Raw genomic sequence first — 26,567 nt, 5'->3', positions numbered from 1 at the left:
CAACCGGTCGGTTTTGCCGTTAAGCCGGTAGACAACGGGGCTCGGGGGCCCTTATCACGGGGAGCGTGATGAGTCTCGGACCACCCATGAGCAGGGAGGGCGCGGAGTACGCGCTGCGTGCCCGAGCCGACGAGCGCGACCGCATCTCCGGCGACCTGCTCGATCTCGAAGCCCACACCACCTACCAGTTACTCAAGGGCGCCTCGTTGAGCGGCCCGACCCAGACGCGCTGGGCCGCCGCGCAGGGCGCGCTCGCCGCGCTGTGGGCGCTGTACGACACCTACCGGGGGGTGTTACGCGCGGCCGAGCAGGTCAAGGGCCCCCGTGGCCGCCTCGGCGCGGAGCAGCTCGCCACGCTGACGGAGCTGCTGTCGGGCCGCTCGGTGGTGCTGAAGGCCGCCGCCAAGCCCGTCGAGGAACGATCCCTCCTCCCCCAGGCGGACGAGCGGCTCACCCTGGACGAGACCGTCGCCCGGATGGACGCGGCCTTCCAGCAGGCCACGGACGTACTGACGGAGATCGACACGATCTGGTCCGCGGCGTTGCCCCGCCTCGACGCCGCCGACGCCGAACTGCGCGCGGTCGGCGACCTGCAGCGGCAGCTCGGCGAGAGCCTTGACCTGACCCGGACGGAGACCGATCTGCGGCGGATGCGGGCCGCCGTGGTCGAAGACCCGCTCGGCTCGGCGCCGCCGGAGCACGAGCTGGAGCGCGTCACCCGCCTCCTGGCGAGCACCCGCGCGGACCTGGAACGCGCGCTGCGAGTAAGCCAGGAGTACGGCAGGCGGCGCGAGGAGCTGGTGGCCGCGCTGGACCGGGTACGCGCGGCCGAGAGCGAGGCCAGGGTGGCCCACGGCACGGTCGTGGTGAAGATAGCCCTGCCGCCCCAGGCACAGCCGCGCAGCAAGGTGGAGGCGCTGGCCGGCGAGCTGGACGCGCTCGACGCCGCACCCGGCACCTGGCTCGACCGGGCCGGGCGGCTGACGGCCCTGGAGCTGGGCGCCCAGCAGGCCGCCCAGCAGGCACAGGCCACGGCGAAGGCACTGCTGGGGCTGCTCGGCAGGCGTGACGAGCTACGCGGGCTGCTCGGCGCGTGCCAGGCGATGACGGTGCGCAAGGGCCTGGCGGAGGATCCGGCCATCACTGAGCTGTACGAGCGGGCGCGGCTGCTGCTGTGGAGCGCTCCCTGCGATCTGACGAAGGCGGCACAAGCCGTCGACCTGTATCAGCGTGCGATCCACGGAGGTGGCCGATGACCCGATGCGCCCAGCCAGGCTGTACGGGCACGATCGAAGATGGCTACTGCGACCTGTGCGGGCACGCGGCCACGGCCGCCGCGCCCGCCTCGGCCCCGGCGACAGGGACGGGGACGGGGACGGGGACGGCGTCGAGTCCCTCGGTCTCCCCTGACACCCGGCCGGTGAGCAGGTCGATGACCAGCCCGCTGAGCAGTGGCCGGTCGCGGGCGGGCGTGCTGGGCGAGCTCGCCGACCTGCCGTCGGTGCCCTACCGGGACCCGGCCACCGCGATCATGGCCAATCCCATGGTGCCCGAGGAGAAGCGGTTCTGCGCCAACCCGGCGTGCGGCGAGCCGGTCGGCCGCTCCCGGCAGGGGCGCGCCGGGCTGCCCGACGGGTTCTGCCCGCACTGCCGTACCTCCTTCTCCTTCACTCCCAAGCTGGCCAAGGACGACCTGGTGGCCAGCCAGTACCGGGTGCTGGGCTGCCTGGCGCACGGCGGCCTCGGCTGGATCTACCTGGCCGCCGACGAGAACCTCGACGGCCGCTGGGTGGTGCTCAAGGGCCTGCTGAACACCGCCGACGCCGAGGCGCTGGCGGCGGCTGAGGCCGAGCGGAAGTTCCTCACCACGGTCGACCACCCGAACATCGTCAAGATCATCAACTTCCAGCGCTCCGCCGGCCTCGGCTACATCGTCATGGAGTACGTCGGCGGCCAGTCGCTGCACGAGCTGCGCCGCCAGGGCCCGCTGCCGCTGCGCGAGACGCTCATGTACGGGCGGGAGATCCTGCGCGCGTTCAGCTACCTGCACGAGCACGACCTGGTCTACTGCGACCTCAAGCCGGCCAACGTGATCAGGGTCGGCAAGCGGCTCAAGCTCATCGACCTGGGCGCGGTCCAGCGCGTCGGCTCGCCGCCGGGCACGTCCTGGGCCACGGTCGGCTACCACGCGCCCGAGCTGGAGACCCAGCCCTCGTCCGTCGCCTCCGACCTGTACACGGTGGCCAGGACGCTGGCGGTGCTGACCATCCCGTCGTTCAGCCCGGCCAAGGGCGGCGTGGAGAACCCGTTGCCGGCGGACTGCGGCAACGAGTCGTTCGCGCGGCTGCTGCGCCGGGCGACCGCGCCGGATCCCGCCGCCAGGTTCCAGAGCGCGGAGGAGATGGAGGAACAGCTCGTCGGCGTGCTGCGCGAGATCAGCGCGCTGGCGGAGGGGGTCCCGTACCCGGCGCAGTCCGCGATGTTCGGGCCCGAGCGGCTCGCGGCGGGGGCGGCGCTGGCCGCCGACCGCGGGCGGGTGTTCGCCGGGCTCGATCCGCTCGAGGCGGCGGCCGCGCTGCCGGTGCCGCTGGCCGACCCCGCCGACCCGGCGGCGGGCGCGCTGGCCGGCCTGGTGGGCCGCGATCCCGGCGTGCTGGTCAGCCAGGTCGAAGGGATGGCGCGGACGCCCGAGACGCTGCTGACCAAGGCCCGGCTGCTCGCCGAACAGGGCTCGGACCAGGCGCTCCACGCTCTGGACGAGGCGGGGCGGGAGCTGCCCGGCGACTGGCGGGTGACCTGGTACCGGGCGGTCCACCTGCTGGCCTCGGGGCAGGCCGACCGGGCGGCGCAGATCTTCGACGAGTGCTTCTCGATGCTTCCCGGCGAATGCGCGCCCAAGCTGGGCCTGGCGTTCGCGCTGGAGTGCATGAACGGCGACCCGGTCCGCTGGTACGAGAGCGTGTGGCGGACCGACCACTCCTACGTGAGCGCCGCGTTCGGGCTGGCCAGGGCGGGCCGGATCGCGGTGCTCGACGAGGTGCCGACCACCTCGAGCCACCGGGTGGCCGCGCAGCTCGCGGTCGTGGCCGCGGTGGCCAGAGCGACCGGGGCGGCCGATCCAGGGAAGCCGAACGAGCTCTCGGCCGCGGCCGACCGCCTCGACGACCTCACCGACCTCGACCCGCGCCGCCGCGAACTGCTCACCGCCGAGCTCCTGGAGAGTGCGCTGACCTGGCTCGACGCCGGCAAACCACCGGGCGGCGTGAAGCTGGCGGGCGCCGAGTTCACCGAGCCCGGCGTACGCAAGCGGCTGGAAGGCATCTTCCGCCGCCTGGCCGTGGCCGCGGGCTCCCGCCAGGAGCGCCAGGCCCTCGTCGACCAGGCCAACGCCGTCCGCCCCCGGACGTGGGTGTGATGGACGACACCGCCGCCCCGAAGGCCGACGTCCGGTGCCCGGTCTGCGAGGCACCCGTGCTCGCCGGCGACTCCTTCTGCGAGGCGTGCGGACATCCACTCGGAGCACCCGCCTGTACGTCCTGCGGCGCCCCCGCCGTGGACGCGGAGGGCTACTGCGAGCGGTGCGGCGTGCGCCAGCCCACCAGCCGCGACCACGCGGAGCTCGAACTCGACAGCGGTACGGCCGGCGTGACCGACAAGGGCCTGCGCCGCAGCCGCAACGAGGACGCCATGGCGCTGCTGTCCACGGCCACCCAGACCGTGGTCGTCGTCTGCGACGGCGTGGGCAGCTCGCCGCGCGCGGACGAGGCGTCGGCGGCCGCGGTGGAGACGGCCTGCGCCGCCCTGGCCAGGGGCGTCTCCACCGAGGAGGCGTTCGGCCTGGCCAGCCGCGCCGTGGGCAAGCTGGCCACCTCGATGGACGACGCCCCCGCGTGCACCTATGTCTCGGCGGTCGTCGAAGGCGGCCGGATCACGCTCGCCTGGGCGGGTGACTCCCGCGCGTACTGGCTGTCCACCGGCGCCCGGCCCACCAGGACCAACCCGTCCGCCGACACCCAACCGGTCGCGACCGACCCTCCCACCGACACCCGGCAGGCCGACACCGGCCTTCCCACCGATACCCGGCCGGTCGAGGCCGAGGCGCGCGTCGACACCCGGCCGGTCGGGGTACTTCCGGCGGCCGCCATCCGGTCCGCCGCGACCGGTCAGGTCGTCGGTACCCAGTTGACCGAGGACGACGCCGCGCCGACGGGTGAGATCACCGCCTGGCTCGGCGCCGACTACGGCGACGTGCGCCCGCACGTCCGCGTACTGGAGCCGGAGACCCCGGGCCTGCTGCTCGTGTGCAGCGACGGCCTGTGGCGCTACCTCGACGGCTACACCTTCCCTTCCACCGGCAGCCCTCTGGACATGGCCCGCGCGATGCTGCGACACGCGCTCGACTCCGGCGGGCAAGACAACGTGACCATCGTTCTGATCCCTCTAGGAGACGCACATGGGTGACCAGCCCACTTTCACCCTGCACATCGACCAGAACAAGTACCTCCCGATCGACGGGCGCGAGGTGCACGCCATCCTCACGATCAACTCCACCGGCACGGTGACCACCCAGTCCGCCACCCCGGCCGAGGCCGCGGAAGTGATCATCATCGACACGTCCGGGTCGATGAGCGGCGGCAAGATCAGGGAGGCCCGGGCCGCCGCCGCGACGGCCGTGCAGACCCTGCGCGACGGCGTGCACTTCGCGGTCATCTCCGGGACCGACCGGGCCCGTGTCGTCTACCCGAACGGCCCCCAGCTGGTCAGGGCCAGCGCGGCCACCCGGGCCGAGGCGCAGCGGGCCATCGGCAAGCTGGGGGCCGGCGGCGGCACCTCGATCGGCCAGTGGCTGCAGCTGGCGGCCCAGCTGCTGTCGGCCCACCCGAACGCGATCAAGCACGCCATCCTGATGACCGACGGCCAGAACAACGAGCGCGCCAACGTGTTCGCCGACGCGCTGGCCCGCTGCGAGGGCGCGTTCGTCTGCGACAGCCTCGGCGTCGGCGACGACTGGGTGCCCGCCGAGCTGCGCAAGGTCGCCGAGGCGCTGCTGGGTACCTTTGACTTCGTCCGTAACCAGGGTGACCTGGCCGACTTCTTCCGCAACCTCACCCAGACCTCGATGAGCAAGACCGTGGCCGAGCTGGTGATGCGGGTGTGGGTGCCGCAGACGGCGACGCTCAAGTGGGTCAAGCAGGTCTCCCCCACGCTGCTCGACCTGACCGGCAAGCGCACCGACGTCAACCCGCTGACCGGCGACTACCCGACCGGCTCGTGGGGCACCGAGGACCGCGAGTACCACCTGTGCGTCGAGGTGCCGCCCGGCCAGATCGGCAGCGAGATCCGCGCGGGCTGGGTGAAACTGCTCCGTCCCGACACCCAGGAGGTCTTCGCCAGCGGCAACGTGCTCGCCCAGTGGACCGACGACCTGGCCCAGTCCACCCGGATCAACGGCAAGGTCGCCCACTACACCGGCCAGGCCGAGCTGCACGAGCTGATCCAGGACGGGCTGAGCGCCCGCGCGGCCGGCGACGTCGAGAAGGCGACGGCCCGCCTGGCCAAGGCCAAACAGCTCGCCGCCGACTCGGGACGCGAGGACACGGCCCGGCTGCTCGACAAGGTCGTCGAGGTGGATCCGGCCTCCGGCACCGCCCGGCTGCGCAAGAACGTCGACAAGGCCGACGCGATCGAGCTCGACACCGGCTCGGTGCGTACCAGCAAGCTGCGCAAGAACGGGGAGGGCAGCTGATGGCGACCTGCCCCCAGGGCCACACGTCGGGCGACGACGAATACTGCGATGTCTGCGGCCTCCAGCTGGCCGCCTCCCCGCCACCGGTCACGTCGTCGGCCGCACCCGCCGCGCCCGCCGGTGTCGGAGCCGGCGCCGCGGTGGAGAGCTGTCCTGTCTGCCAGACGCCGCGTGCCGGGCAGTTCTGCGAGGTGTGCGGCCATGACTACTCCGGCGCCGCGCCCACCATGGCGCCGCCGGTGTCCGGAGCGCGCTGGGAGGCGGTCACCGCCGCCGACCGCGCCTACTACGAGAAGGTGATCGCCGAGGGCGGCCCGGATGCCGACGCCGTCGCCTTCCCGCCGTACTGCCCCGAACGGTCCTTCGCGCTGTCCGGCGAGCAGATACGCATCGGCCGCCGCAGCCGGGGCCGCGACCTGCGGCCGGAGATCGACCTGACCGGGCCGCCCGAGGACCCCGGCGTGTCCCATCTGCACGCCGTGCTGCTCGCCGCGCACGACGGCTCGTGGACGCTCGTCGACCCGGGCTCCTCCAACGGCACCCAGGTCAACGGCAGGCCGGTCGCGGTCAACGTGCCGGTCCGGGTGGGCGCGGGCGACCGCATCCACGTCGGCGCGTGGACCGTCATCACGATCCGCGAAGGCACGCCATGACCGGCGCGAGGGCCGTCATGACCGGCGAGGGGACCGTCGTGACCTCCGTCATGACCTGTGGGAGGGCCGTCATGAACGCCGTCACGACCCGCGAGGGGGCAGCATGACCATCGTCCAGGCCAGGCCGCCCGGCCAGGTCGGGCCGGCCGGGCCGGGGGCTCCGGCGCGCCGGAGTGTGCCGGGGAGGATCCGGGTCATCTCCGGCATCACCGTGGCCTCCCTGGCGCTGCTCTTCGCCGCGCTGGCGGCCGGGAGCGTGAGCGCGCGCGACGGGCTGACGGTGATCGGCCGCGACGCGGGCCCCCAGGTCGTCGCCACCGCCGGCCTGTATCTCGGGCTGAGCGACATGGACGCGCAGGTCGCCGACGCGCTGCTGATGGGCAAGGAGTACGCCCCGCAGCGCCAGGCCGCCATCGCCCAGTACGAGCGGCGGCGCTCCGAGGCCAACCAGGCGCTGCTGAAGGCGTTCGAGCTGTCCGGCGACAACCCCGCCGAGCGGCAGACCGTCCAGTCCGTGCTCGACAGCCTCGGCCGTTACGAGCGGCTGGCCGGGCAGGCGCTGCTGCTCGACACCCAGTCCGGTCACGCGGCCGGGCCGCCGCCGCAGAAGGTGGTCGAGGTGTACCGGCAGGCCACCGACCTGATGCGGCTGGTCCTGCTGCCCCAGGCGTACAACCTGACGCTGGAGAGCGGCACGATCGTGCGGAGCACCTATGACGAGCAGAGCGTCATGGTGCCGATCCTACGGTTCGCGGTGATCGTGGCCGGGCTGCTGGCCCTCGGCTGCCTGATCTGGCTGCAGGTCTTCCTGGCGCGGCGCTTCCGCCGGGTGTTCGGGCCGGCGCTGCTGGTCGCGACCGTCGTGACCATCGTGGCACTGCTCGCCGGGGTGAACGTGCTCGGCCGGGACATGCGGGAGCTGCGCACCGCCAAGGCCTACGGCTTCGACTCGGTACTCACGCTGGCCAGGGCCCGCGCGATCAGCAACAGCCTGCACGGCGACCAGAGCCGGTTCCTGCTCGACAAGGGCCGGGCCGACACCTACGAGCACACCTTCCTCGACAAGTCCCAGTCGGTGATCTACCTGGAGGCCGGGAACCTGGACACCTACCAGGCCAAGGTGGCGCAGGGCGCCAAGAACTTCCTCGGTCTGCTGGGCACCGAGCTCGGCGGGGACGACGGCGAGCGGGCGCTCGAGGCGTACACGCGCTTCCAGGACGCCGACGCCAGGCTCCGCGCGCTGGCGGCCAGCGGGCAGGCGAGTCAGGCCGTGTCGGCCAGGCTGGGGACGGTGCGCGAGTCCTTCGACGCCTACGACCAGGCGCTGCTGAAGCTCGCCGAGCAGCATGAGGCGGTGTTCAAGCGGGCCACGGACGCCGGCGAGAGCGCGCTGGACAACCTGTGGCGGCTGCTCCCGTTCGCGATCGGCGGCCTCGGGCTGCTGGTCATCGCCGGGGTGTGGCCACGGCTCAAGGAGTACCGATGAAACGGCTGCTACCGGCGGTGCTGGTCCTGACCGCGCTGCTGGCCGGGGCGTGCGGCATGGGCGGCGCGGAGTCGATCCTGTCCAAGGACACGATCGTCATCGGGGTCCGTCCCGACCTGCCGTCGGTCGGCGTGCGCAAGTCCGACGGCAGCTTCGAGGGCTTCGACGTGGACGTGGCCCGCTACATCGCCCAGAAGCTCGGCAAGGACTTCACCTTCATCCCGGTGCTGGCGTCCGACCGGGAGAAGGTCCTGCTCAACGGCAGGGCCGACCTCGTGCTGGCGACGTACACGATCAGCCAGGACCGCAAGGCGAAGGTCCTGTTCGCCGGGCCGTACCACATCTCGTACCAGGACATCCTGGTACGGCCGGACGAACCGTCGATCAAGAACGTCCGTGACCTCAAGGGCCGCAAGATCTGCCAGGTGAAGGGCTCGAACGCGACGCAGCGGGTCCTGGAGGAGCGCAAGGTGGCCGCCGAGGTGGTCCCGGTGGACGACTACGCGGCCTGCCTGACGGCGCTCAAGGACCGCCGGTTGGACGCGATCACCACCAACGACGTCATCCTGGCCGGCCTGGCCAGCGAGGACGGCAGCGGGCTGCGTCTGGTCAACGCCCAGTTCAACGAGCAGCGGACCGGGGTCGGCATGCACAAGGGCGACGTCGCGGGGTGCGAGGCGGTCAACCGGGCGATCACCACCATGTACCAGGACGGGACGGCCTCGAAACTGCTGCACAAATGGTTCGGCAAGGCCGGCCTGAACCTCAGCACCATCGCGGTCCCGCAGTTCGAGGGCTGTTCCTGAAACCCTGTAGACGAACGGCGGGCCCGGGGAGAACCCCGGGCCCGCCGTTCTTCGCCGCGAGTCGATCGCGAGAGTCAATCCAGATAGTCACGCAGCATCTGCGCCCTGGTCGGGTGGCGGAGCTTGGCCAGCGTCTTCGACTCGATCTGCCGGATGCGCTCCCTGGTGACGCCGAATTCCCTGCCCACCTCCTCCAGCGTGCGCGGATGCCCGTCGGCCAGGCCGAAGCGGAGCTGGATGATGCGCTGCTCGCGGTCCGACAGCGTCGCCAGGATGTCGTCGAGCTGGTCCTGCAGCATGATGAAGGCCGCGGCCTCCATGGGCACGACCGCGTCGGCGTCCTCGATGAAGTCGCCGAGGTCGGAGTCTTCCTCCCCGATCGGCGACTGCAGTGACACCGGCTCCTGGGCGATGCGCTGGATCTCCACCACACGATCGACCGGGAGATCCATCTCCTTGGCGATCTCCTCGGGCGCGGGCTCACGGCCGAGGTCCTGGTGAAGCTGCCGCTGTACTCTGACGAGCTTGTTGATCGTCTCCACCATGTGTACCGGTATGCGAATGGTGCGCGCCTGGTCGGCTATCGCACGGGTGATCGCCTGCCGGATCCACCAGGTGGCATAAGTGGAGAACTTGTATCCCTTGGTGTAGTCGAACTTCTCCACCGCGCGGATGAGCCCGAGATTGCCTTCCTGGATGAGATCGAGGAAGAGCATTCCACGGCCCACATAACGTTTGGCGATCGAGACGACGAGCCTGAGATTCGCCTCGATGAGGCGCTGTTTCGCCCGAGTGCCCTGCCAGACCAGCTCCCTGAACTCGGGAAAGGCCAGACGCGAGACCCCGCTGGCCAGCTTGTCCTCGGCGAACAGACCGGCTTCGATCGACTTGGCGAGCTCCACCTCCTCTTCGGCTGTCAGCAGCGGCACCCGGCCGATCTCCCGCAGGTAGATACGGACTAGATCGCTGGTCGGCGCCCGCTTGCCTACGTCTTCCTCGTCGGCGCGGGTGGTCTCTTCCTCTCCCTGGGGTTCGAGAACCTCCACGCCGTTCTCCGCGAGCATCCGCACGACGCGTTCCAACGCGTCGGACGGCAACTCTGAGCGGTCAAGCGCGGCTGCGACGTCATCGACGGTTACGCTTCCGCGCTCCCTTCCCTTCGCGACGAGGTCCGCCACTTGATCTACGGATGGCGGTCCACTTGGCAGTACCGATGCACCCACGGGACACAGTCTGCAGTATTGGTTCCGTAAAATGGCAGACCCATTTTTGTAACCGAAGGTAAGGCCGTGGCCCTTACCAAATTGAGATCGCTTAAAGGTTTAGCAGGAGTTTGATCAGGAAAGTAAAGTCCATTACGCGGTCGAGTAAGGAGTGTCCGGGGCGGGGTTGTCGCCGGACACCAGGCGTAGCCTGCCCGAATGCCTTCTGACACCGCTGCCTCGCCCGGCCGGTGAAGGATTTCGCCACCGCCATCTGGATTCAACAAGTTCCCGACATCTTGTGCTCGGCAACTCTCGAACGAGCCGTTACAGGGGCCATTCGCGGCCCGTCATCCATCGGTGGGCTACGTCAAAGCGGATGCGCACAGGTCCGCCGAAACCCTCAAGTGGTCGCCACGGCTGCCCGCGAGAGCGTCCCCCAACCCCTCAGGTGGTCGCCACGGCTGCCCGTAAGAGCGTCCCCCAACCCCTCAGCTGCCCGCGGCCCGGTCCCGGAGCACTCTGCGCTGCTGCTCCAGCGCCACCAGCTCGCCGAACAGCCGGTTGTAGTCCTGCTGCTCCTCCACCGGGTTGAGCCGCTGGATGCGCGACTTGACCTGAGCGATCGCCCGGTCGACCGCGATGGCCTCGATCGCCGCCAGCATGGCCGCCCCGTAGCGCTCCTCGGTGTGGGAGTCGGCCCGGATCGCCTCGACCGCGAACCGGGTCACCAGCGCCCGCGTCACGTCGTCGTGGCACTGCTCCAGCAGCCGGTCGACCCACTCCCGGCCGCCGTGGCCCGCCGACGCGGCGCCGCCCGCCGCGCTGATCACCTGGTGCACCAGCACGTGGTCGGGCGCGGTGAACGCCCGCGGGTCGAGCGCGTCGAAGCGGGGACCGAGCAGCGCGGGCCGCTGGATGGCCAGTTTGAGCAGCTCGCCCTCGACCCGCACGTTGGGATCGACGGGCGCGGCCTTCGACGCCCGTCGCGGGCGCCCCTGCTGGGCGCCGCCGACCTCGGCGATGCGCTGCATGACGAACCGCTCGTCCATGAAGCCGAGCCAGCGGTCGAGGTCGATCGCGTAGCGCTTGCGCAGGCCGACGTCCTTGATCCCGGCCACGATCGGCGCCGCCGCGTCGAGCGCGGCGATCTTGCCCTCGTTGCTGCGCAGGTCGTAGCGGGAGATCGTGCTGCGGATGGCGAACTGGAACAGCGGCTCGCGGCTGGCGATCAGATCGCGCACGGCCGCGTCGCCCTGCTTGACGCGCAGGTCGCACGGGTCGAGCCCGTCGGGCTGCACGGCCACGTAGGTCTGGGTGACGAACTTCTGCTCGTCGGCGAACGCCCGGAGCGCCGCCTTCTGCCCGGCCGCGTCGCCGTCGAAGGTGAAGATCACCTCACCGCGGAACTCCGCCTGGTCGAGCAGGAAGCGCCGCAGGATCTTGATGTGCTCCTCGCCGAACGACGTGCCGCAGGTGGCGACCGCCGTCGGCACCCCCGCCAGGTAGCAGGACATGACGTCGGTGTAGCCCTCGACGATGACCGCCTGGGACCGCTTGGAGATCTCCCGTTTGGCCAGGTCGATGCCGTAGAGCACCTGGCTCTTCTTGTAGAGCGGGGAGTCGGGGGTGTTGAGGTATTTCGGCCCCTCGTCGGAGTCGAGCAGCTTGCGGGCCCCGAACCCGATCACGTCGCCCGTCGCGTCGCGGATCGGCCAGATCAGCCGCCCGCGGAAGCGGTCCATCGGCCCGCGCCGGCCCTCCTTGGCCAGCCCGCCCTTGACGATCTCGTCGGCGGTGAAGCCGCGCCCCAGGAGATGCCGCGTCAGCCCTTCCCACTCATTGGGCGCGTAACCCACGCCGAACAGCTCGGCGTCGGCCCGCTCGAACCCGCGCTCCGACAGGAAGCGCCGGCCGGGCGCGGCGTCCGGGCCGAGCAGCTTGTCGGCGTAGAACTCGGCGGCGGCCTTGTGCGCCTCGATCAGCCGGGCCCGCTCGCCGTGGTCGCGCCGCGGCACGTAGCCGCCCTGGTCGTATTGAAGCTGGATCCCGGCCCGCTGGGCCAGCCGCTCGACCGCCTCACCGAACGTCAGGTGCTCGATCTTCTCGACGAACGTGATGACGTCGCCGCCCTCGGTGCACCCGAAGCAGAAATACATGCCGCGCTCGGGCGTGACGTTGAAGGACGGGCTCTTCTCGTCGTGGAACGGGCACAACCCCTTGAGGTTGCCGCCCCCCGCGTTGCGCAACTGGATGTGCTCGCCGATCACATCGGCGATGGGCGATCGCTCACGAACGAGCGCGATATCGACGTCACGGATCCTGCCAGCCACGCCGGTGAGTCTATTCCTGAGCTACGACAACCGGCCCCACCCGGGCTCATGACTGCCCTCCGTGAGGTGACGGTGACCTGGCGGTAAGAGGATGTCACCGTCGCGTCGCGAAAGGCGGAAATCTGTCGGGAGCACTTCCCCAGTCGGCTACAAAGGTAAATGTTTGCGGTGGACACGTCGACACGGGTGGAGATCATGCGAGCGGGGCATCTCGGACGTTGGGCGGCTTTAGCGGGCGCCGCACTGCTGGCGAGCGCCTGCTCGCCACAAGCCACCGGAGTGGCGGGCGTCAGCGCGCAGTCACCGGCCACGCCCACGGCGAGCGCCAGCCCGTCCGTCACCGCCACCATTCCCTCGCAGACGCCAACCGCCGACCCTCAGTCGGCCGAGACGCCGCCCAAGGGTGAGGACCCGGTCAAGATCCCGCCGCCGAAGCTGTCGAAGTACACCTACGCCTTCCCCGTCCAGGGCTGCCGGACGACCTACCAGCGCCAGTTGCTCGTGCTCCCGAAGACGGTGATCTGGGCGGGCAAGGGCTGCGCGTTCGTGGCGCCGGTGGACGGCGTGGTCGACGAGGTCAACACCGTGAACAAGTGGTCGCCCACCACCGACGTGGGGGCCGCCCGCGAGGGCCGCTTCGTCACGATCATCGGCGACGACGGCGTCCGCTACCTCGGCGGCCATCTCGACGCCGTGGCCGACGGCCTCAAGCCGGGCGTACGGGTGAAGGTCGGACAGATGCTCGGCCGGGTCGGCAACTCCGGCAACGCCCGCGACACCGGCACCAACCTGTACTTCGCGATCTCCTGGAAGACCGGCCCCGCCTACTGGTGGGTGCGCCGGGGCATGGTGAACCCCTGGGACTACCTCGACGCCTGGCAGTCCGGCAACAAGACGCTGTCTCCGAAGGAGGAGACGCTGAAGATGCGCGGCCGGCTGGGCGAGACGCCGCGCTGCGCCGTTCAGTGCGCGTCGAAGACGGTGACGGAGCCCAAGAAGAAGAAAAAGAAGACCCACGCCACCCCGACTCCTACCGTGATCATCATCGATCCGACGTGAGCTCCTTCGGGTCCACGGTCGCTCCGGAGCGGATGAGCTGCTGGATCTCGCTGACGACGTCCCAGACGTTGACGTTCATGCCGGCCACGACCTTGCCCTCGCGCAACCAGTAGGCGACGAACTCCTGGTCGGGCACCGAGCCCCGGTAGACGACCTCGTCGTAGCCCTGGATGTCGCCGGAGAACTCCATGCCCAGGTCGTACTGGTCGGTATAGAAGTACGGCACGCGGTCGTAGGAGACCTCCTGGCCCAGCATGGACCTGGCCGCGGCGGGGCCGCCGTTCAGCGCGTTGGCCCAGTGCTCGACGCGGATGCGCCGGCCGTACAGGGGATGGAAGGCCTCGGCGACGTCACCCGCGGCGAACACGTCGGGGTGCGAGGTGCGCAGCGCGGCGTCCGTGAGGATGCCGCCGCCGACCTCCAGTCCGGCGTCCCGGGCCAGCCCGACCTCGGGCTCCGCGCCGATGCCGACGATGACGAGGTCGGCGGTCAGGCGCTCGCCCGAACTGAGCCGTACGCCGGTCTCGGTGATCTCCGCGGCGCCGGTGCCGGTGCGCAGGTCGACGCCGTTGCGCCGGTGCAGCCCGGCGAAGACCTCGCCGAGTTCGGGCCCGAGCGGCCGGTACAGCGGCGTGGGGTCGGGTTCGACGATCGTGACCTCACAGCCGGCCTTGCGGGCGGCCGCGGCGGTCTCCAGCCCGATCCAGCCCGCGCCGACCACGATCACCCGTTCGGCGTCGGCGAAGCGGGCCTTGAGCGCCTCGCTGTCCTCGACCGTGCGCAGGTAGAGGGCGGGTCCGGGCAGGCGCCGCGGCCTCGCTCCCGTCGCGATCAGCAGCTTGTGGTACGGCTGGCGCGAGCCGTCGGAGAGCCGGACCGCGTGCTGGTCGAGCTCGAGGCGCGTGACCCGCAGGCCGGTCCTGAGGTCCACGCGGTTGTCGGCGTACCAGCCGGCACCGTGGACGAAGATCTTCTCCCGCTCGCCCTTGCCCTGGAGGTACTCCTTCGACAAGGGCGGTCTCTCGTAGGGGCGTTCGGACTCCGCGCCGATCAGCACGATCTCGTCGTCGGAGCCCTCTTCCCGCAACGTCTGCGCCGCCTTGGCCCCCGCCAGTCCCGCGCCGACGATCACATATGTAGCCATGGGCGCAGTATCCGCCCGCCGAGGGTCATCGGGAAAGACGCTTGTGCCAAGCGATGGCGGATGTGTCGGTGAGAGAGGCGATCTGGTCGATGACCACTCGGACGCGGGCCGCGTCGTCGGGCGCGCCGAGGTAGGTGGGCCGGAAGGCGGGCTCCAGAGTGGCGGGCGCGCCGAGCGTGATCAAAGAGGCCAGCTCGGTGATCAGGTCGCGCTGCCTGGCCTGGTTGGCGTGGTGGTCGTCGGTGGTCATCACGTAGTGGGCGGTGACGCCCTTGAGGAGCGCGCACTCCAGCAGCGTGGCCGGGGGCACGACGAGCTCCGCGCGGTGCCGCGAGGCGTACGCGTCCTTGGTGGCGGTCTGGGCGGAGCGGCAGAAGCGGCCGATGAGGCCGCTCGTCAGCGCCTTGAGCCCGGCCAGGTCGGCGAAGGTGGCCTCGAAGCGGCGCGGCCAGAGCGGGGTGGCGATCAGCGCGGCGAAGACGGCCTCGAGCTCGCCGAGGTCGGCGCTGGGCGCGTACCAGGTGCGGGCGGTCTCGCAGACCGCGCGGCGCTCGGTGGCCGACAGGAGCGCCTCGGGCGTGACGTGGCCGGAGTGCAGCGCGTCCTCCAGATCATGGACGGAGTAGGCGACGTCGTCGGCCCAGTCCATGATCTGCGCCTCGAAGCTCACCTGGCCGTCGGGCGCGCCGTCCCTGATCCACTCGAAGACCGGCAGGTCGTCGTCGTAGACCCCGAACTTCGGCGATCTGTCGCAGGTCCACGGATATTTGATGGAGGCGTCGAGCGCGGCCCTGGTGAGGTTGAGCCCGGCGCTGCGGCCGTCCTCGGTGAGGACCTTGGCCTCCAGCCGGGTGAGCAGACGCAGGCTCTGCGCGTTGCCCTCGAAGCCGCCGCACGAGGTGGACAGCTGGTTGAGCGCCACCTCACCGTTGTGGCCGAAGGGCGGATGGCCCAGGTCGTGCGCCAGGCAGGCGGTCTCCACCAGGTCGGGGTCGACGCCGAGCGTCGCGCCCATCTCCCGGCCGACCTGGGCGCATTCGAGGGAGTGGGTGAGCCGGGTGCGCGGGATGTGCTGGCCGCCGCCCAGGGTCTCGCCGGGCCCCACGACCTGCGTCTTCGCGGCCAGCCTGCGCAGCGCGGAGCTGTGCAGGACCCTGGCGCGGTCGCGTTCGAACGCGCTGCGCTCCGGGTTGCCGGGAGGTTCCGGCACCCACCGCGCCTGGTCGTGCTCGTCGTAATGGGCCATAAGAGCTGTGATTTTATCCAGTTTCCGGTCTCCGCTAGTGTCAACCCTCGCGAGAACCCCATTCCCCGGGAGCCCCTCCTCCATGACCACAGCGTTCCGGGCCCTGCTGGCCTTCGCCCTGCTTGCCGGTTTCTACGTGCTGGTCGGCCTCGTGCTGGTCGCGGCCGTCTTCTTCGATGTGCTGCTGCTGGTCGACTTCCACGTCAACGGCCTCAAGTACGCGGTCGTCCTGACCCTGGCGGGAGCCGCGCTCGTGCGCGCCCTGATCATGGCCAGCCGCCGCAAGGACGGCGGGCAGCCGGGCGTGCTGGTCGCCCGCGAGCACGAGCCCGCACTCTGGCAGGTGGTCGACGACCTGTCCCAGCGCGTCCGTACGGCACCGCCCGACGAGATCCGCCTGGTGCCCGAGGTCAACGCGGCCGTGGCGGAGGACACCCGCTTCCTCGGCATGAAGGCCACCAGGCGGCGCATGTACATCGGGCTGCCGCTGCTGCAGACCCTCACGGTCGACGAGATGCGCGCGGTGCTCGGCCACGAGCTGGGCCACTACAGCGGCGCCCACACCCGCCTGGGCGCGCCGGTCTACCGGGGCCGGGAGGGGCTGATCGCGACCGTCGAGGGGCTGGCCGGCAACCCGTACGTCCAGCGGCTGTTCATGTACTACGCCAAGCTCTACATGCTCCTCTCCCAGAGCGTGTCGCGCGGGCAGGAGCTGGAGGCCGACCGGTTCGCGGTGGCCATCGGCGGCCGCCAGGCGATGTCGGAGGCGCTCCGCAAGATCCACAGCACGGCGACCGCCTGGAAGATCTACGCCGAGGGCTACCTGTCGATGACCGGGGCGGGCGGCAACCGGCCCGCGGCGGTGTTCGGCGGGTTCCACGCGCTGATGAGCGACCCGGCCCGGCAGGCCGAGGTGGCCAAGCTCGGCGAGGAGCCGCGGGAGACCTCCCGCTACGACTCCCACCCGAGCCTGGCCGAGCGGCTGGCCGCGATCGAGCTGCTGCCCGAGCCGGAGCACGTGCCCGACCCGCGCTCGGCCCTCACGCTGCTGCGTGACGCCAACGTGGCGGTGCAGGCGGTCGAGCAGTCGATGTGGACGCCGGAGGCGCTCACATCGCTGCGGGCGGTGTCATGGGAGGAGCTGGTGTCCCAGGGCATGTACGCGGCCCGCAACGCCGAGGCGCTCAACGACCTGGCGCTGGCCGGGCAGCGGGTGCTGGGCGCCACCCGGCCCTACCTCGACGCGGCCTTCGAGGTGATCGCCAGGGGGCGGCGGCCCGAGCTGGAGGAGAAGCTGCGCGAGCTGGGCTGGAACCCGTCGGAGACGCTGCTGGCCGGGGTGCTCGGGCAGGCGCTGGAGGCGGTGCTGATCCAGCACGGCCAGGCCCGGTGGACGCTGTCGTGGGCGGGCCCGGCGCGGCTGCTGTTCGACGACGGCGAGGAGGTGGCGCTGTCGGAGTACGCGGCCCAGGTCGCGGCCAATCCGTCCGCCGTTCCGGGGCTGCGGAAGTGGCTGGGCGACCTGGGCATGCGTCACGACTACGTGCCTGCCACGCTGGAGCAGGCGGAGGCGACCGTCTAGCGGGCGCCGGGGCTGTTCACCGGCCGTCGGCTGTTTTGCCGGGTGTCGGCTGTTTACCGGGTGTCGGAGTCGCATTCGGCGAAGGCCGCGCGACCGGCCTCCAGGCGGGCGACCGGGATGCGGAACGGCGAGCAGGAGACGTAGTCGAGCCCGGCCTGGTGGCAGAAGTGCACCGAGTCGGGATCGCCCCCGTGCTCGCCGCAGATGCCGAGCTTGAGGTCCGGGCGGGCCGCGCGGCCCTCCTCGACGGCGATCGTGACCAGGCGGCCGACGCCGTCACGGTCGAGGGTCTCGAACGGGGACACCCCGAACATGCCGAGCTCCAGGTAGCGGGAGAAGAACGCCGCCTCGACGTCGTCACGCGAGAAGCCCCAGGTCATCTGGGTCAGGTCGTTGGTGCCGAAGGAGAAGAACTGGGCCGCCTCGGCCACCTGGCCCGCGGTGAGCGCCGCCCTGGGCGTCTCGATCATGGTGCCGATCAGGGCCTCGACGCCGAGGTCCGCGAGGATCCCGGCGGCCTCCTCGCGGACGGCCTCCAGCTCCTGTACGGCGGACACGAGCGGGATCATGATCTCCGGCTTGGCTCCCGGCACCTCCTTGGCCGCCTGGGCGATGGCGCGTACCTGCATGGCGAACAGGCCGGGGATGACCAGGCCGAGCCGCACACCGCGCAGCCCGAGCATGGGGTTCTGCTCGTGCAGCCGCTTGACGGCGCCCAGCAGCTTGCGGTCCTTGTCATTGCCGTCCCCGGTGGCCACCTTGACCGACAGGTCGGTGAGGTCCGGCAGGAACTCATGCAACGGCGGGTCGATGAGCCGGACCGTGACCGGCTGACCCTCCATAGCCTGAAATATCCCGACGAAGTCGGCTTTCTGGAGGGGCTCCAGCGCGTCCAGCGCCGCCTGGCGCTCCTCCTCGCCCGAGGCCAGCACCAGGTCCTCGACGAGCTGCCGGCGCTCGCCCAGGAACATGTGCTCCGTACGGCACAGCCCGATCCCCTCACCGCCGAAGCGGCGCGCCCTGGCCGCGTCGTCCGGGGTGTCGGCGTTGGCCCGCACGCCCAGCCGGCGCACCTCGTCGGCCCGCCGCATGATCCGGTCCACGGCCCGGACCAGGTCGTCGTCGGGCTCCCTGCCCTCGAAGTACTCGACCACGGCCGAGTCCACCACGGGCACCTCGCCGAGGAAGACCTCGCCGGTCGTGCCGTCGATGGAGATGAGGTCGCCCTCGTTCACCACGATGTCGCCCGGCGCGGTGAACCTGCGCTCGCCGATCGACACCTCCAGCTCCTCGGCGCCGCAGACGCAGGTCTTGCCCATGCCGCGGGCGACCACGGCGGCGTGTGAGGTCTTGCCGCCGCGGCTGGTCAGGATGCCGCGCGCGGCGATCATCCCGGACAGGTCGTCCGGGTTGGTCTCGCGGCGCACCAGGATGACGTCCTCGCCCTGGCCGGCCAGCTCGACGGCGCGCGCGGAGGAGAACACGACCTTGCCGACGGCGGCGCCCGGCGAGGCGTTCATGCCCTTGGCGATCTTCTTCTTCTCGGTGCCGGAGTCGAAGCGCGGGAACATCAGCTGGGCCAGCTGGTCGCCCGTCACCCGCGTGACGGCCTCGTCGAGTGTGATGAGGCCCTGGTCGACAAGCTGGGTGGCGATGCAGAACGCGGCGGCCGCGGTGCGCTTGCCGACCCTGGTCTGCAGCATCCAGAGCTTGCCGCGCTCGATCGTGAACTCGATGTCGCACAGGTCGCGGTAGTGGTTCTCCAGCGTCTCCATGATCCGCAGGAGCTCGTCGTACGAGCTCTTGTCGAGGCGCTCCAGCTCCTGGAGCGGGATCGTGTTGCGGATGCCGGCGACGACGTCCTCGCCCTGGGCGTTCTGCAGGTAGTCGCCGTAGATGCCCTGCTGGCCGGAGCCGGGGTCGCGGGTGAAGGCTACGCCGGTGCCCGAGTCGTTGCCGACGTTGCCGAAGACCATGGCCACGATGTTGACCGCGGTGCCGAGGTCGGCGGGGATGCGTTCCTGGCGGCGGTAGAGGATGGCGCGCGGGGCGTTCCAGGAGTCGAAGACGGCCATGACGGCCAGGCGCATCTGCTCGCGGGGGTCGGCGGGGAAGTCCTTGCCCGTCTCGTCGCGCACGATGCCCTTGAACGTCTCGACCAGGCCCTGCAGCTCGGCCGCCCCGAGGTCGGTGTCCTGCCGGTCGCCCTTCAGCGATTCGAGCGCGTGCTCGAACAGCTCGCCGTCGATGTCGAGCACGGTCTTGCCGAACATCTGGATGAGCCTGCGGTAGGAGTCCCAGGCGAAGCGGTCGTTGCCGCCGGCCTGCTTGGCCAGGCCGTGCACGGACTCGTCGTTCAGCCCGATGTTGAGGACGGTCTCCATCATGCCGGGCATCGAGAACTTCGCGCCGGAGCGGACGCTGACGAGCAGCGGGTCGTCGGCCTGGCCGAGCGTCTTGCCCATCCGCTTCTCCATCGCGGTCAGGTGCTCGGCCACCTCCCGCTCCAAGCCGTCGGGGACCGCGCCCTCGGCCAGATAGTGGCGGCATGCCTCGGAGGTGATCGTGAACCCGGGAGGGACGGGCAGCCCGAGATTGGTCATTTCGGCGAGGTTTGCTCCCTTGCCGCCGAGAAGATCCTTGAGATCCTTGTTGCCCTCGGTGAAGTCGTAAACGTACTTGGCCACCACAGCTCCAATCAACGCCTCTGGTTCGGACTCTACCGGCGATAATCATGATGAAACTGCACTCATCGGTTAAGTCAACGTTTCAGCTGGTGAAAGGCCTATCACCGGTCTAATCCAATTTATGTTCTGTTTGACCAAGAATTGGTTTATACCAATTGGTATAAACCAATTCTTGAAAGATCCAGAGGTAAGGTTCACAATCAGGAGCACCCCCTAGCAGGAGGCGCCCGATGGCCACTCCTACCAAGCCCCAGCGTTCGGCCCGCCTGGTCGCCGGATCGGCCAAGGCCGCGCAGGGCTCCGCGCGCTACCTGGACGAGCGCCTCGGCCTGGCCGGCTGGCTCGGCCCGAACCTGCGCAAGCTCTTCCCGAGCCACTGGTCGTTCCTGCTCGGCGAGTTCGCCCTGTACTCGTTCGTCCTGCTCGTGCTGACGGGCACGTTCCTGGTCTTCTTCTACAAGCCCAACCCCGACGTGGCCTTCGCCTCGGTACGCGAGCTCAGCCTGGACATCAGGGGCGGCCTGCTGGTGCGCCAGATGCACCACTGGGCGGCGACGATCTTCGTGCTGTCGATCGTGGCCCACCTGTTCCGCGTCTTCTTCACCGCCGCCTTCCGCAAGCCGCGGGAGCTGAGCTGGATGACCGGCGTGCTGCTGTTCGGGCTGGTGCTGTTCGAGTCGTTCCTGGGCGTCTCACTGCCCGCCGACCAGCTCGCCATGACCGGCCTGCGGGAGGCTCAGGGCCTGCTGCTGTCGATCCCGCTCATCGGCGGCCACCTGTCGGCGTTCGTCTTCGACGGCGGCTTCCCCGGCCAGGTCATCCCGCGCGTCTTCGTGACGCACGTGCTGCTGGTGCCGGGCATCCTGCTGGCGCTCGTGCCGCTGCACGGGATCGTCCTGACCTGGCGGCAGAAGCACACCGAGCACCGCACCCCGGCGTCGGACGAGACGCGGGTCACGGGCGGCCCGTTCTTCCCGTACTTCGCCGTCAAGAACGGCGCCACCACGCTGTTCACGATGGCCGTCATCACGCTGCTGGCCACCTTCGTCCGGGTCAACCCGGTGTGGGAGCACGGGGCGTACCAGCCCGGCGGCTGGCCGCCCTCGGCCCAGCCGTTCTGGTATTCCGGCGTTCTGGAAGGCGCGCTACGCCTGACGCCGCCCTGGGAGATCACCGTCGGCGGCTTCGTCCTGCAGGTCGGCCTCTGGATCCCGATGCTGGTCCTGGCCGCCTTCTTCACGGTCCTGCTCTTCTATCCGTTCCTGGAGCGCCGCTTCACCGGGGACCGCCGCGTGCACAACCTCCTGGACCGCCCCTCGCACGCGCCCGTCCGCACGGCGCTCGGGGTGGCGGTGATCACGTTCTTCACGGTGCTGTGGGCCGGGACGTGGGTCTCGGAGACCCCGCCGGACCCGAAGGCACCGATGCCACTCCTCGTGGCACCGCACGAGACCTACCTCTGGATCGTGTACGGCCTGCGCGCCGCGATCTTCGTCCTGCCCCCGATCGCGTACGCCATCACCCTGGCGGCATGCCGAAGCCGCGCCCGCCGCTGATGCCCTTGCCCACCTGCTCTAACGACGTTGACCCCGCCCACGGTCCAGGAAAGACCGCGAACGGGGTCAACAATGCGCACGTCACGGCGGCCAGCCCCGTAAACCGCAGGAGCGTGCCCCTGGACGGGGCCCGGCCACGTAGGGCGGGTGGGGCTGGCCACTGCCGGCCGTAAAAGAAAACTAGTCGTTCAGGTGCTGGCGGAGGTAGGAGTCTACGGCGTCGAGGGAGATGCGCTGCTGAGCCATCGAGTCGCGCTCGCGGATCGTGACCGCGTGGTCCTCGAGCGTGTCGAAGTCGACCGTGATGCAGAACGGCGTGCCGATCTCGTCCTGGCGCCGGTAGCGGCGGCCGATCGCGCCCGCGTCGTCGAACTCGACGTTCCACCGCCGGCGCAGCTGCGCGGCCAGGTCGCGGGCCTTCGGCGACAGGTCGGCGTTGCGCGACAGCGGCAGCACCGCGGCCTTGACCGGGGCGAGCCGGTGGTCGAGCCGCATCACCGTGCGCTTCTCCATGACCCCCTTGGCGTTGGGCGCCTCGTCCTCGCTGTAGGCGTCCAGCAGGAACGTCAGCGTGGCCCGGTCGACACCCGCCGCCGGCTCGATGACGTAGGGCACGTAACGCTCGCCCGTGTCCTGCTCGAAGAAGCTCAGGTCGACGCCCGACGCCTTGGAGTGGGCGGTCAGGTCGAAGTCGGTGCGGTTGGCGATGCCCTCGAGCTCGCCCCACTCACCGCCGGCGAAGTTGAAGCGGTATTCGACGTCGACCGTGCGCTTGCTGTAGTGGGACAGCTTCTCCTTGGGGTGCTCGTAGAGCCGGAGGTTGTCCTTGTTGATGCCCAGATCGGAGTACCAGCGGAAGCGCTCGTCGATCCAGTATTGGTGCCACTCCTCGTCGCTGCCCGGCTTGACGAAGAACTCCATCTCCATCTGCTCGAACTCGCGGGTGCGGAAGATGAAGTTGCCCGGCGTGATCTCGTTGCGGAAGGACTTGCCGACCTGGCCGATGCCGAACGGGATCTTCTTGCGCGCCGACTGCTGCACGTTGAGGTAGTTGATGAAGATGCCCTGCGCGGTCTCCGGGCGCAGGTAGGCCAGACCCGACTCGTCCTCGACCGGGCCGAGGTAGGTCTTGAGCAGGCCGCTGAACTGCCTCGGGTCGGTGAAGGCGCCCTTGTTGCCGCAGTTGGGGCAGGTGATGTCGGCCAGGCCGTTCTCGGGCGCCCTGCCGTTCTTCTCCTCGTACGCCTCGAGGAGGTGGTCGGCGCGGTAGCGCTTGTGGCACGACTGGCACTCGGTCAGCGGGTCGGTGAAGGTCTCCACGTGACCGCTGGCCTGCCAGACCTCGCGGGCCAGGATGACGCAGGAGTCGAGGCCCACCACGTCGTCGCGCGACTGGACCATCGACAGCCACCACTGCCGCTTGACGTTGTTCTTCAGCTCGACGCCCAGGGGACCGTAGTCCCACGACGCGCGCAGTCCGCCGTAGATCTCGCTCGACGGGTAAACGAGCCCGCGGCGTTTGGCGAGGCTGACGATCGTGTCCATGACGTCTGTGCGTCGTGCCATTTTGGTTGCGTCTCTTTCCAACTGGAGGTCGGCGAAGGGAATGGGTGAGCTCCCAGCTTAGGGGACGCTCACGAGCCCTCGCGCGCGAGTATTTCTACTCACCGTCTTGAAGATAGACGTCCTCGAACGCGCTTGGTTCGTTGACCATGAGGATCATCAGGGGATACATCGCCATCCGCGCCGCGGACAGGGCCCTGCGGTAGAACCCGGCGCCCTCCCACTCACTGACCAGCGCCCACAGGTTGGGCTCATCGACCGAGCGGGCCAACCGGCCGCGCAGGAATCCGGGCTGGTCGGCCAGCGTCTGGAGGATGACATGGCCTTGCTTGACGAAGTCTTGGGACTGGGACTCTGGGACGGTGTAACGGATGACGGCGAGCACGCACACCAGGATGTCAGACGATTACGTACCGCTGGGCGATTCCAGCCCCTGACCTGCCCGCACCCGGTGTCCGATTCGAGCGCTTGGCCGCCCTACCTGCCGCCGGATGGGGACGGGGCTAGGCTCGGGCCGTGGCCACCAACGACAAGCGCCGCGGGAATGCCCGGCGGCCGCTTCCCGCCGGCGAGCAGTTCTTCACCCCCGGCGCGACCGGCCTGCGCAAGGCCGTCGAGGAGCGCAGCGCGACCCCGATGACGTTCCTGTTCACGCAGGTGCCCAAGTGGGCGGCGCCCGCCGTGCTGGTGGTGCTGCTGCTGACCGGGTTCGCCGTGGACAACTGGCTGGGCGGCGTGGCGGTGCTGCCGGCGCTGGGGTTCGTGGGCTGGCTGGCGTACCTGTCCTGGCCGTCGCTGGGGCTCGGCGGGCGGCTGCTGCGAGTCGTGATGCTGGCCTTCCTGCTGGTCCTCGCGGCCGACCGCTTCGGAGTGTTTTAGCCGGAGATTTTGACAATCATTTTCATTTTCCCCATAATCGGGGGCGTGATGTCCCGAACGCCCCGAATCGGTGCTGCCATCCTCGCGACCGCCCTGGCGGCCGCCGCGTGCTCCAACTCCGGCGCCGCGGAGACTGCGGCGTCCGACAAACCCGCTGTGATCGCCGCCTTCTACCCGCTCCAGTGGCTCACCGAGCAGGTCGGCGGCCCCGACGTGAGCGTGTCGGTCCTGACCGCCCCCGGCGTCGAACCGCACGACCTGGAGCTGGGCGCGCACCAGGTGGCCCAGCTCGAAGACGCGACCCTGACCGTCTACATCAAGGGCGTCCAGCCCGCCGTGGACGACGCGGTCGCCGAGGACAAGAGCTTCGACGCCGCGACCGCCGTCAAGACGCTGCCCGCCGGCGAGCACGCCGAGGGCCACGACATCGGCTACGACCCCCACCTCTGGCTGGACCCGTCCCGCCTGGCCACCGTCGCCGCCAAGCTCGGCGAGCGACTGGCCGCCGCCGACCCCGCGCACGCCCAGGGCTACCGGGACCGCGCGGTCAAGACTGCGGGCGCCCTGGGGACCCTCGACCAGGAGTACGCCAAGGGCCTGACCACCTGCGCGACCAAGACGCTGATCACCGCCCATGAGGCGTTCGGCTACCTGGCCGACCGCTATCACCTCAAGCAGATCGGCGTCACGCTGGACCCGGAGACCGAGCCCTCCCCCGCCCGCATCGCCGAGGTCGCCAAGCTGGCCAAGGACGAGAAGGTGACCACGATCTTCACCGAGGCCCTGGTCAGCCCCAAGGTCTCCGAGGTGCTCGCCAAGGAGGTCGGCGCGCGGACGGCGGTGCTCGACCCGCTGGAGAGCAAGCCGTCGGGCGACTACCTGTCGGGAATGCGCGACAACCTGAAGACCTTGCAGACCGCATTGGGGTGTACGGCATGACGGGCGCATTGGGGATGAGCGGGTGTACGAGATGAGCGGCACAGGCGAGACCGCTTTCGCCATGACCGGCGGCCGGGTGAGCCTGGACCGGCGCGACATCCTGCGCGGCATCGACCTCACGGTCTGCCCCGGCGAGGTCGTGGCCCTCATGGGCGCCAACGGCTCCGGCAAGTCCACGCTGGTGCGCGCCCTGCTGGGCCTCACTCCGCTCTCGGGCGGCCAGACCCTGCTGTACGGCTCACCGCCGGCGAAGTTCCGCGAGTGGTGGCGCATCGGCTACGTACCGCAGCGCCTGGCCGTCGGCGGCGGGGTGCCCGCCACGGTCCGCGAGGTCGTGACCTCCGGGCGCGTCGCCAGGCAGAGCCGGCTGCGCCGGACCAGCCCCGCGGACAAGGCGGCGGCGGCGAGCGCCCTCGAGGCAGTCGGGCTGGCGGACCGGGCGGGCGACCCGGTGCAGTCGCTGTCCGGCGGCCAGCAGCAGCGGGTGCTCATCGCCCGCGCGCTGGCCGGCGAACCCGACACCTACGTCATGGACGAGCCCACCGCGGGTGTCGATGCCGACACTCAGCAGTTGCTCGCCGATACGCTGGCCACGCTGGTGCTGAACGGCAAGACCATCGTGCTCGTCGCCCACGAGCTCGGCCCGCTCGAGCCGCTCATCACCCGCGGCGTGGTGGTCCGGGAGGGCCGGATCGCGCACGACGGCAGACCACCACGGCCCGAGGGCGACTGCGCGCGGCCGGGACACGAGCACGTGCACCCGCATGCCGCCGAGACGACCGCGGGACCGCTTTCCGGATGGCGGGGAGAGCCATGATCGAGTTGTTGGGCACGCAGTTCTTCCAGCTGGCGCTGATCGCGGCGCTGCTGGTGGGGCTCTGCGCGCCCGCCGTCGGCACGTTCATCGTCCAACGCAGGCTCGCGCTGCTCGGTGACGGCATCGGGCATGTGGCGCTGACCGGTGTCGCGCTGGGCTTCCTGACGGGCCAGGCGCCCGTGCTCACCGCCGTGGCCGTGGCCGTCATCGGCGCCGTGGCCATCGAGCTGGTCAGGGCGCGCGGGCGCACCAGTGGCGACGTGGCGCTGGCGCTGCTGTTCTATGGCGGCATCGCGGGGGGCGTCATGCTCATGGGCATCGCGCCGGGTGGCAGCAACGCCAAGCTGAACTCCTACCTGTTCGGCGCCATCGCCAGCGTCACCACCGAGGACATCTGGGTCATCGGCGCGCTAGCCGTCGCGGTGATCGCGGTGGTGGTGATCTTCGGCAGGGAGCTGTTCGTGCTCTGCCAGGACGAGGAGATGGCCAAGGCCAGCGGCCTGCCGGTGCGCTTCCTCAGCCTGCTGATCGCCGTCACGGCCGCGCTGACCGTCGTCATCGCCATGCGCGTGGTCGGATTGCTGCTGGTCAGCGCGCTGATGGTGATCCCGGTGGCGACCGGTCAGCAGCTGACCAGGGGGTTCCGCTCGACGATGACGCTGGCCATGCTGTTCGGCGTCGTCGCGGCGGTGGGCGGGCTGCTCGCCTCTACACTGTCCGCCAGGGTGCCGCCGGGCGCCGCGATCGTGCTTCTTGCCCTCTGCGGCTTCGTCCTGGCCCTCGGTGTCGGTAAGTTCGTACGGCGAGGCAGACCCCAGGAGTCCACAGTGAGCGAGCGATCCCGCATGCGCGTCGAGGAGGTCACGTGA

Annotated in this window: 21 protein-coding genes; 14 read left to right on the top strand and 7 right to left on the bottom strand. The window is 70.3% G+C overall.

Translation table 11 applies throughout. The annotated features are described in order from the left end of the window. The first annotated feature begins 68 nt into the window (after nucleotides 1-68). From AB0B61_RS08570 to AB0B61_RS08540, 7 genes are all read left to right on the top strand, one after another. Nucleotides 69-1,256 (top strand): hypothetical protein, encoded by a 1,188-nt coding sequence (locus AB0B61_RS08570; protein ID WP_358429669.1) that lies wholly within the window; start codon nucleotides 69-71, stop codon nucleotides 1,254-1,256. After that, nucleotides 1,253-3,415 (top strand): tetratricopeptide repeat protein, encoded by a 2,163-nt coding sequence (locus tag AB0B61_RS08565; RefSeq protein WP_358429667.1) that lies wholly within the window; start codon nucleotides 1,253-1,255, stop codon nucleotides 3,413-3,415. The genes AB0B61_RS08570 and AB0B61_RS08565 overlap by 4 nt, the downstream gene beginning before the upstream one ends. Then, on the top strand, nucleotides 3,415-4,461 hold the full coding sequence (locus tag AB0B61_RS08560; RefSeq protein WP_358429665.1) for a protein phosphatase 2C domain-containing protein: 1,047 nt from the start codon (nucleotides 3,415-3,417) through the stop codon (nucleotides 4,459-4,461). The genes AB0B61_RS08565 and AB0B61_RS08560 overlap by 1 nt, the downstream gene beginning before the upstream one ends. Further along, entirely contained in the window at nucleotides 4,454-5,746 is a 1,293-nt protein-coding gene (locus tag AB0B61_RS08555; RefSeq protein WP_358429663.1) for a VWA domain-containing protein, read from the top strand. Before AB0B61_RS08560 ends, AB0B61_RS08555 begins: the two co-directional genes overlap by 8 nt. Continuing rightward, a complete protein-coding gene (locus AB0B61_RS08550) occupies nucleotides 5,746-6,399 on the top strand; it encodes an FHA domain-containing protein (RefSeq protein WP_358429662.1) in 654 nt (217 codons plus the stop codon). Before AB0B61_RS08555 ends, AB0B61_RS08550 begins: the two co-directional genes overlap by 1 nt. 103 nt (nucleotides 6,400-6,502) lie before the next feature. Then, complete coding sequence (locus AB0B61_RS08545; protein ID WP_358429660.1) at nucleotides 6,503-7,885, top strand: hypothetical protein; 1,383 nt, start codon at nucleotides 6,503-6,505, stop codon at nucleotides 7,883-7,885. Next, complete coding sequence (locus AB0B61_RS08540; protein ID WP_358429658.1) at nucleotides 7,882-8,691, top strand: transporter substrate-binding domain-containing protein; 810 nt, start codon at nucleotides 7,882-7,884, stop codon at nucleotides 8,689-8,691. Before AB0B61_RS08545 ends, AB0B61_RS08540 begins: the two co-directional genes overlap by 4 nt. A 74-nt stretch (nucleotides 8,692-8,765) precedes the next feature. Here the strand turns inward: AB0B61_RS08540 and rpoD are convergent, their stop codons facing one another. Both rpoD and dnaG read right to left on the bottom strand, forming a co-directional pair. After that, entirely contained in the window at nucleotides 8,766-9,869 is a 1,104-nt protein-coding gene (gene rpoD / locus AB0B61_RS08535) for an RNA polymerase sigma factor RpoD (protein ID WP_214638280.1), read from the bottom strand. Between the two features lie 515 nt (nucleotides 9,870-10,384). After that, on the bottom strand, nucleotides 10,385-12,226 hold the full coding sequence (gene dnaG / locus AB0B61_RS08530) for a DNA primase (RefSeq protein ID WP_358429656.1): 1,842 nt from the start codon (nucleotides 12,224-12,226) through the stop codon (nucleotides 10,385-10,387). Nucleotides 12,227-12,394: 168 nt separating this feature from the next. On the opposite strand from dnaG, the gene AB0B61_RS08525 reads away from it, so the two are divergent. Beyond that, nucleotides 12,395-13,285, top strand: a complete 891-nt coding sequence (locus tag AB0B61_RS08525; protein ID WP_358429654.1) for a peptidoglycan DD-metalloendopeptidase family protein — start codon at nucleotides 12,395-12,397, stop codon at nucleotides 13,283-13,285. Here AB0B61_RS08525 and AB0B61_RS08520 read toward each other — a convergent pair. Together AB0B61_RS08520 and AB0B61_RS08515 are read right to left on the bottom strand one after the other, a co-directional pair. Further along, nucleotides 13,269-14,429: an FAD-dependent oxidoreductase gene (locus AB0B61_RS08520; protein ID WP_358429652.1), complete on the bottom strand. Its 1,161-nt coding sequence runs from the start codon at nucleotides 14,427-14,429 to the stop codon at nucleotides 13,269-13,271. The genes AB0B61_RS08525 and AB0B61_RS08520 overlap by 17 nt on opposite strands. A gap of 25 nt (nucleotides 14,430-14,454) precedes the next feature. Beyond that, nucleotides 14,455-15,675, bottom strand: a complete 1,221-nt coding sequence (locus AB0B61_RS08515) for a deoxyguanosinetriphosphate triphosphohydrolase (RefSeq protein ID WP_358429650.1) — start codon at nucleotides 15,673-15,675, stop codon at nucleotides 14,455-14,457. Nucleotides 15,676-15,757: 82 nt separating this feature from the next. On the opposite strand from AB0B61_RS08515, the gene AB0B61_RS08510 reads away from it, so the two are divergent. After that, complete coding sequence (locus tag AB0B61_RS08510; RefSeq protein WP_358429648.1) at nucleotides 15,758-17,257, top strand: M48 family metallopeptidase; 1,500 nt, start codon at nucleotides 15,758-15,760, stop codon at nucleotides 17,255-17,257. A gap of 53 nt (nucleotides 17,258-17,310) precedes the next feature. On the opposite strand, the gene ppdK is transcribed toward AB0B61_RS08510, so the two are convergent. Beyond that, nucleotides 17,311-19,944, bottom strand: coding sequence for a pyruvate, phosphate dikinase (ppdK, locus tag AB0B61_RS08505; RefSeq protein WP_358429646.1), 2,634 nt, complete (start codon nucleotides 19,942-19,944; stop codon nucleotides 17,311-17,313). A gap of 230 nt (nucleotides 19,945-20,174) precedes the next feature. On the opposite strand from ppdK, the gene AB0B61_RS08500 reads away from it, so the two are divergent. Next, nucleotides 20,175-21,500 (top strand): cytochrome b N-terminal domain-containing protein, encoded by a 1,326-nt coding sequence (locus AB0B61_RS08500; RefSeq protein ID WP_358429644.1) that lies wholly within the window; start codon nucleotides 20,175-20,177, stop codon nucleotides 21,498-21,500. 180 nt (nucleotides 21,501-21,680) lie between these two features. Here AB0B61_RS08500 and AB0B61_RS08495 read toward each other — a convergent pair whose 3' ends face one another. Both AB0B61_RS08495 and AB0B61_RS08490 read right to left on the bottom strand, forming a co-directional pair. Then, nucleotides 21,681-23,066, bottom strand: a complete 1,386-nt coding sequence (locus AB0B61_RS08495) for a glycine--tRNA ligase (protein ID WP_358429642.1) — start codon at nucleotides 23,064-23,066, stop codon at nucleotides 21,681-21,683. 94 nt (nucleotides 23,067-23,160) lie between these two features. Next, on the bottom strand, nucleotides 23,161-23,448 hold the full coding sequence (locus AB0B61_RS08490) for an antibiotic biosynthesis monooxygenase family protein (protein ID WP_214638288.1): 288 nt from the start codon (nucleotides 23,446-23,448) through the stop codon (nucleotides 23,161-23,163). A 131-nt stretch (nucleotides 23,449-23,579) separates the two neighbouring features. Here AB0B61_RS08490 and AB0B61_RS08485 point away from each other — a divergent pair, with 131 nt between their 5' ends. Genes AB0B61_RS08485 through AB0B61_RS08470 form a run of 4 tightly spaced genes read left to right on the top strand, consistent with a single transcriptional unit; the run spans nucleotide 23,580 to nucleotide 26,567 of the window. Beyond that, nucleotides 23,580-23,942, top strand: a complete 363-nt coding sequence (locus AB0B61_RS08485; protein WP_358429640.1) for a DUF6703 family protein — start codon at nucleotides 23,580-23,582, stop codon at nucleotides 23,940-23,942. A gap of 48 nt (nucleotides 23,943-23,990) precedes the next feature. Further along, nucleotides 23,991-24,881, top strand: a complete 891-nt coding sequence (locus AB0B61_RS08480; protein ID WP_358430426.1) for a metal ABC transporter substrate-binding protein — start codon at nucleotides 23,991-23,993, stop codon at nucleotides 24,879-24,881. Nucleotides 24,882-24,912: 31 nt separating this feature from the next. Continuing rightward, nucleotides 24,913-25,698 carry a metal ABC transporter ATP-binding protein gene (locus AB0B61_RS08475; protein ID WP_358429638.1) on the top strand — a complete coding sequence of 262 codons (786 nt, stop codon included), beginning with the start codon at nucleotides 24,913-24,915 and terminating at the stop codon, nucleotides 25,696-25,698. Continuing rightward, a complete protein-coding gene (locus tag AB0B61_RS08470) occupies nucleotides 25,695-26,567 on the top strand; it encodes a metal ABC transporter permease (RefSeq protein WP_358429636.1) in 873 nt (290 codons plus the stop codon). The genes AB0B61_RS08475 and AB0B61_RS08470 overlap by 4 nt, the downstream gene beginning before the upstream one ends.

It is taken from the genome of Nonomuraea sp. NPDC049158 (assembly GCF_040648335.1).
Lineage (GTDB): Bacteria > Actinomycetota > Actinomycetes > Streptosporangiales > Streptosporangiaceae > Nonomuraea.
Note: the sequence above shows the minus strand (reverse complement) of the source record. Positions and strands in the feature narration are given on the sequence as shown.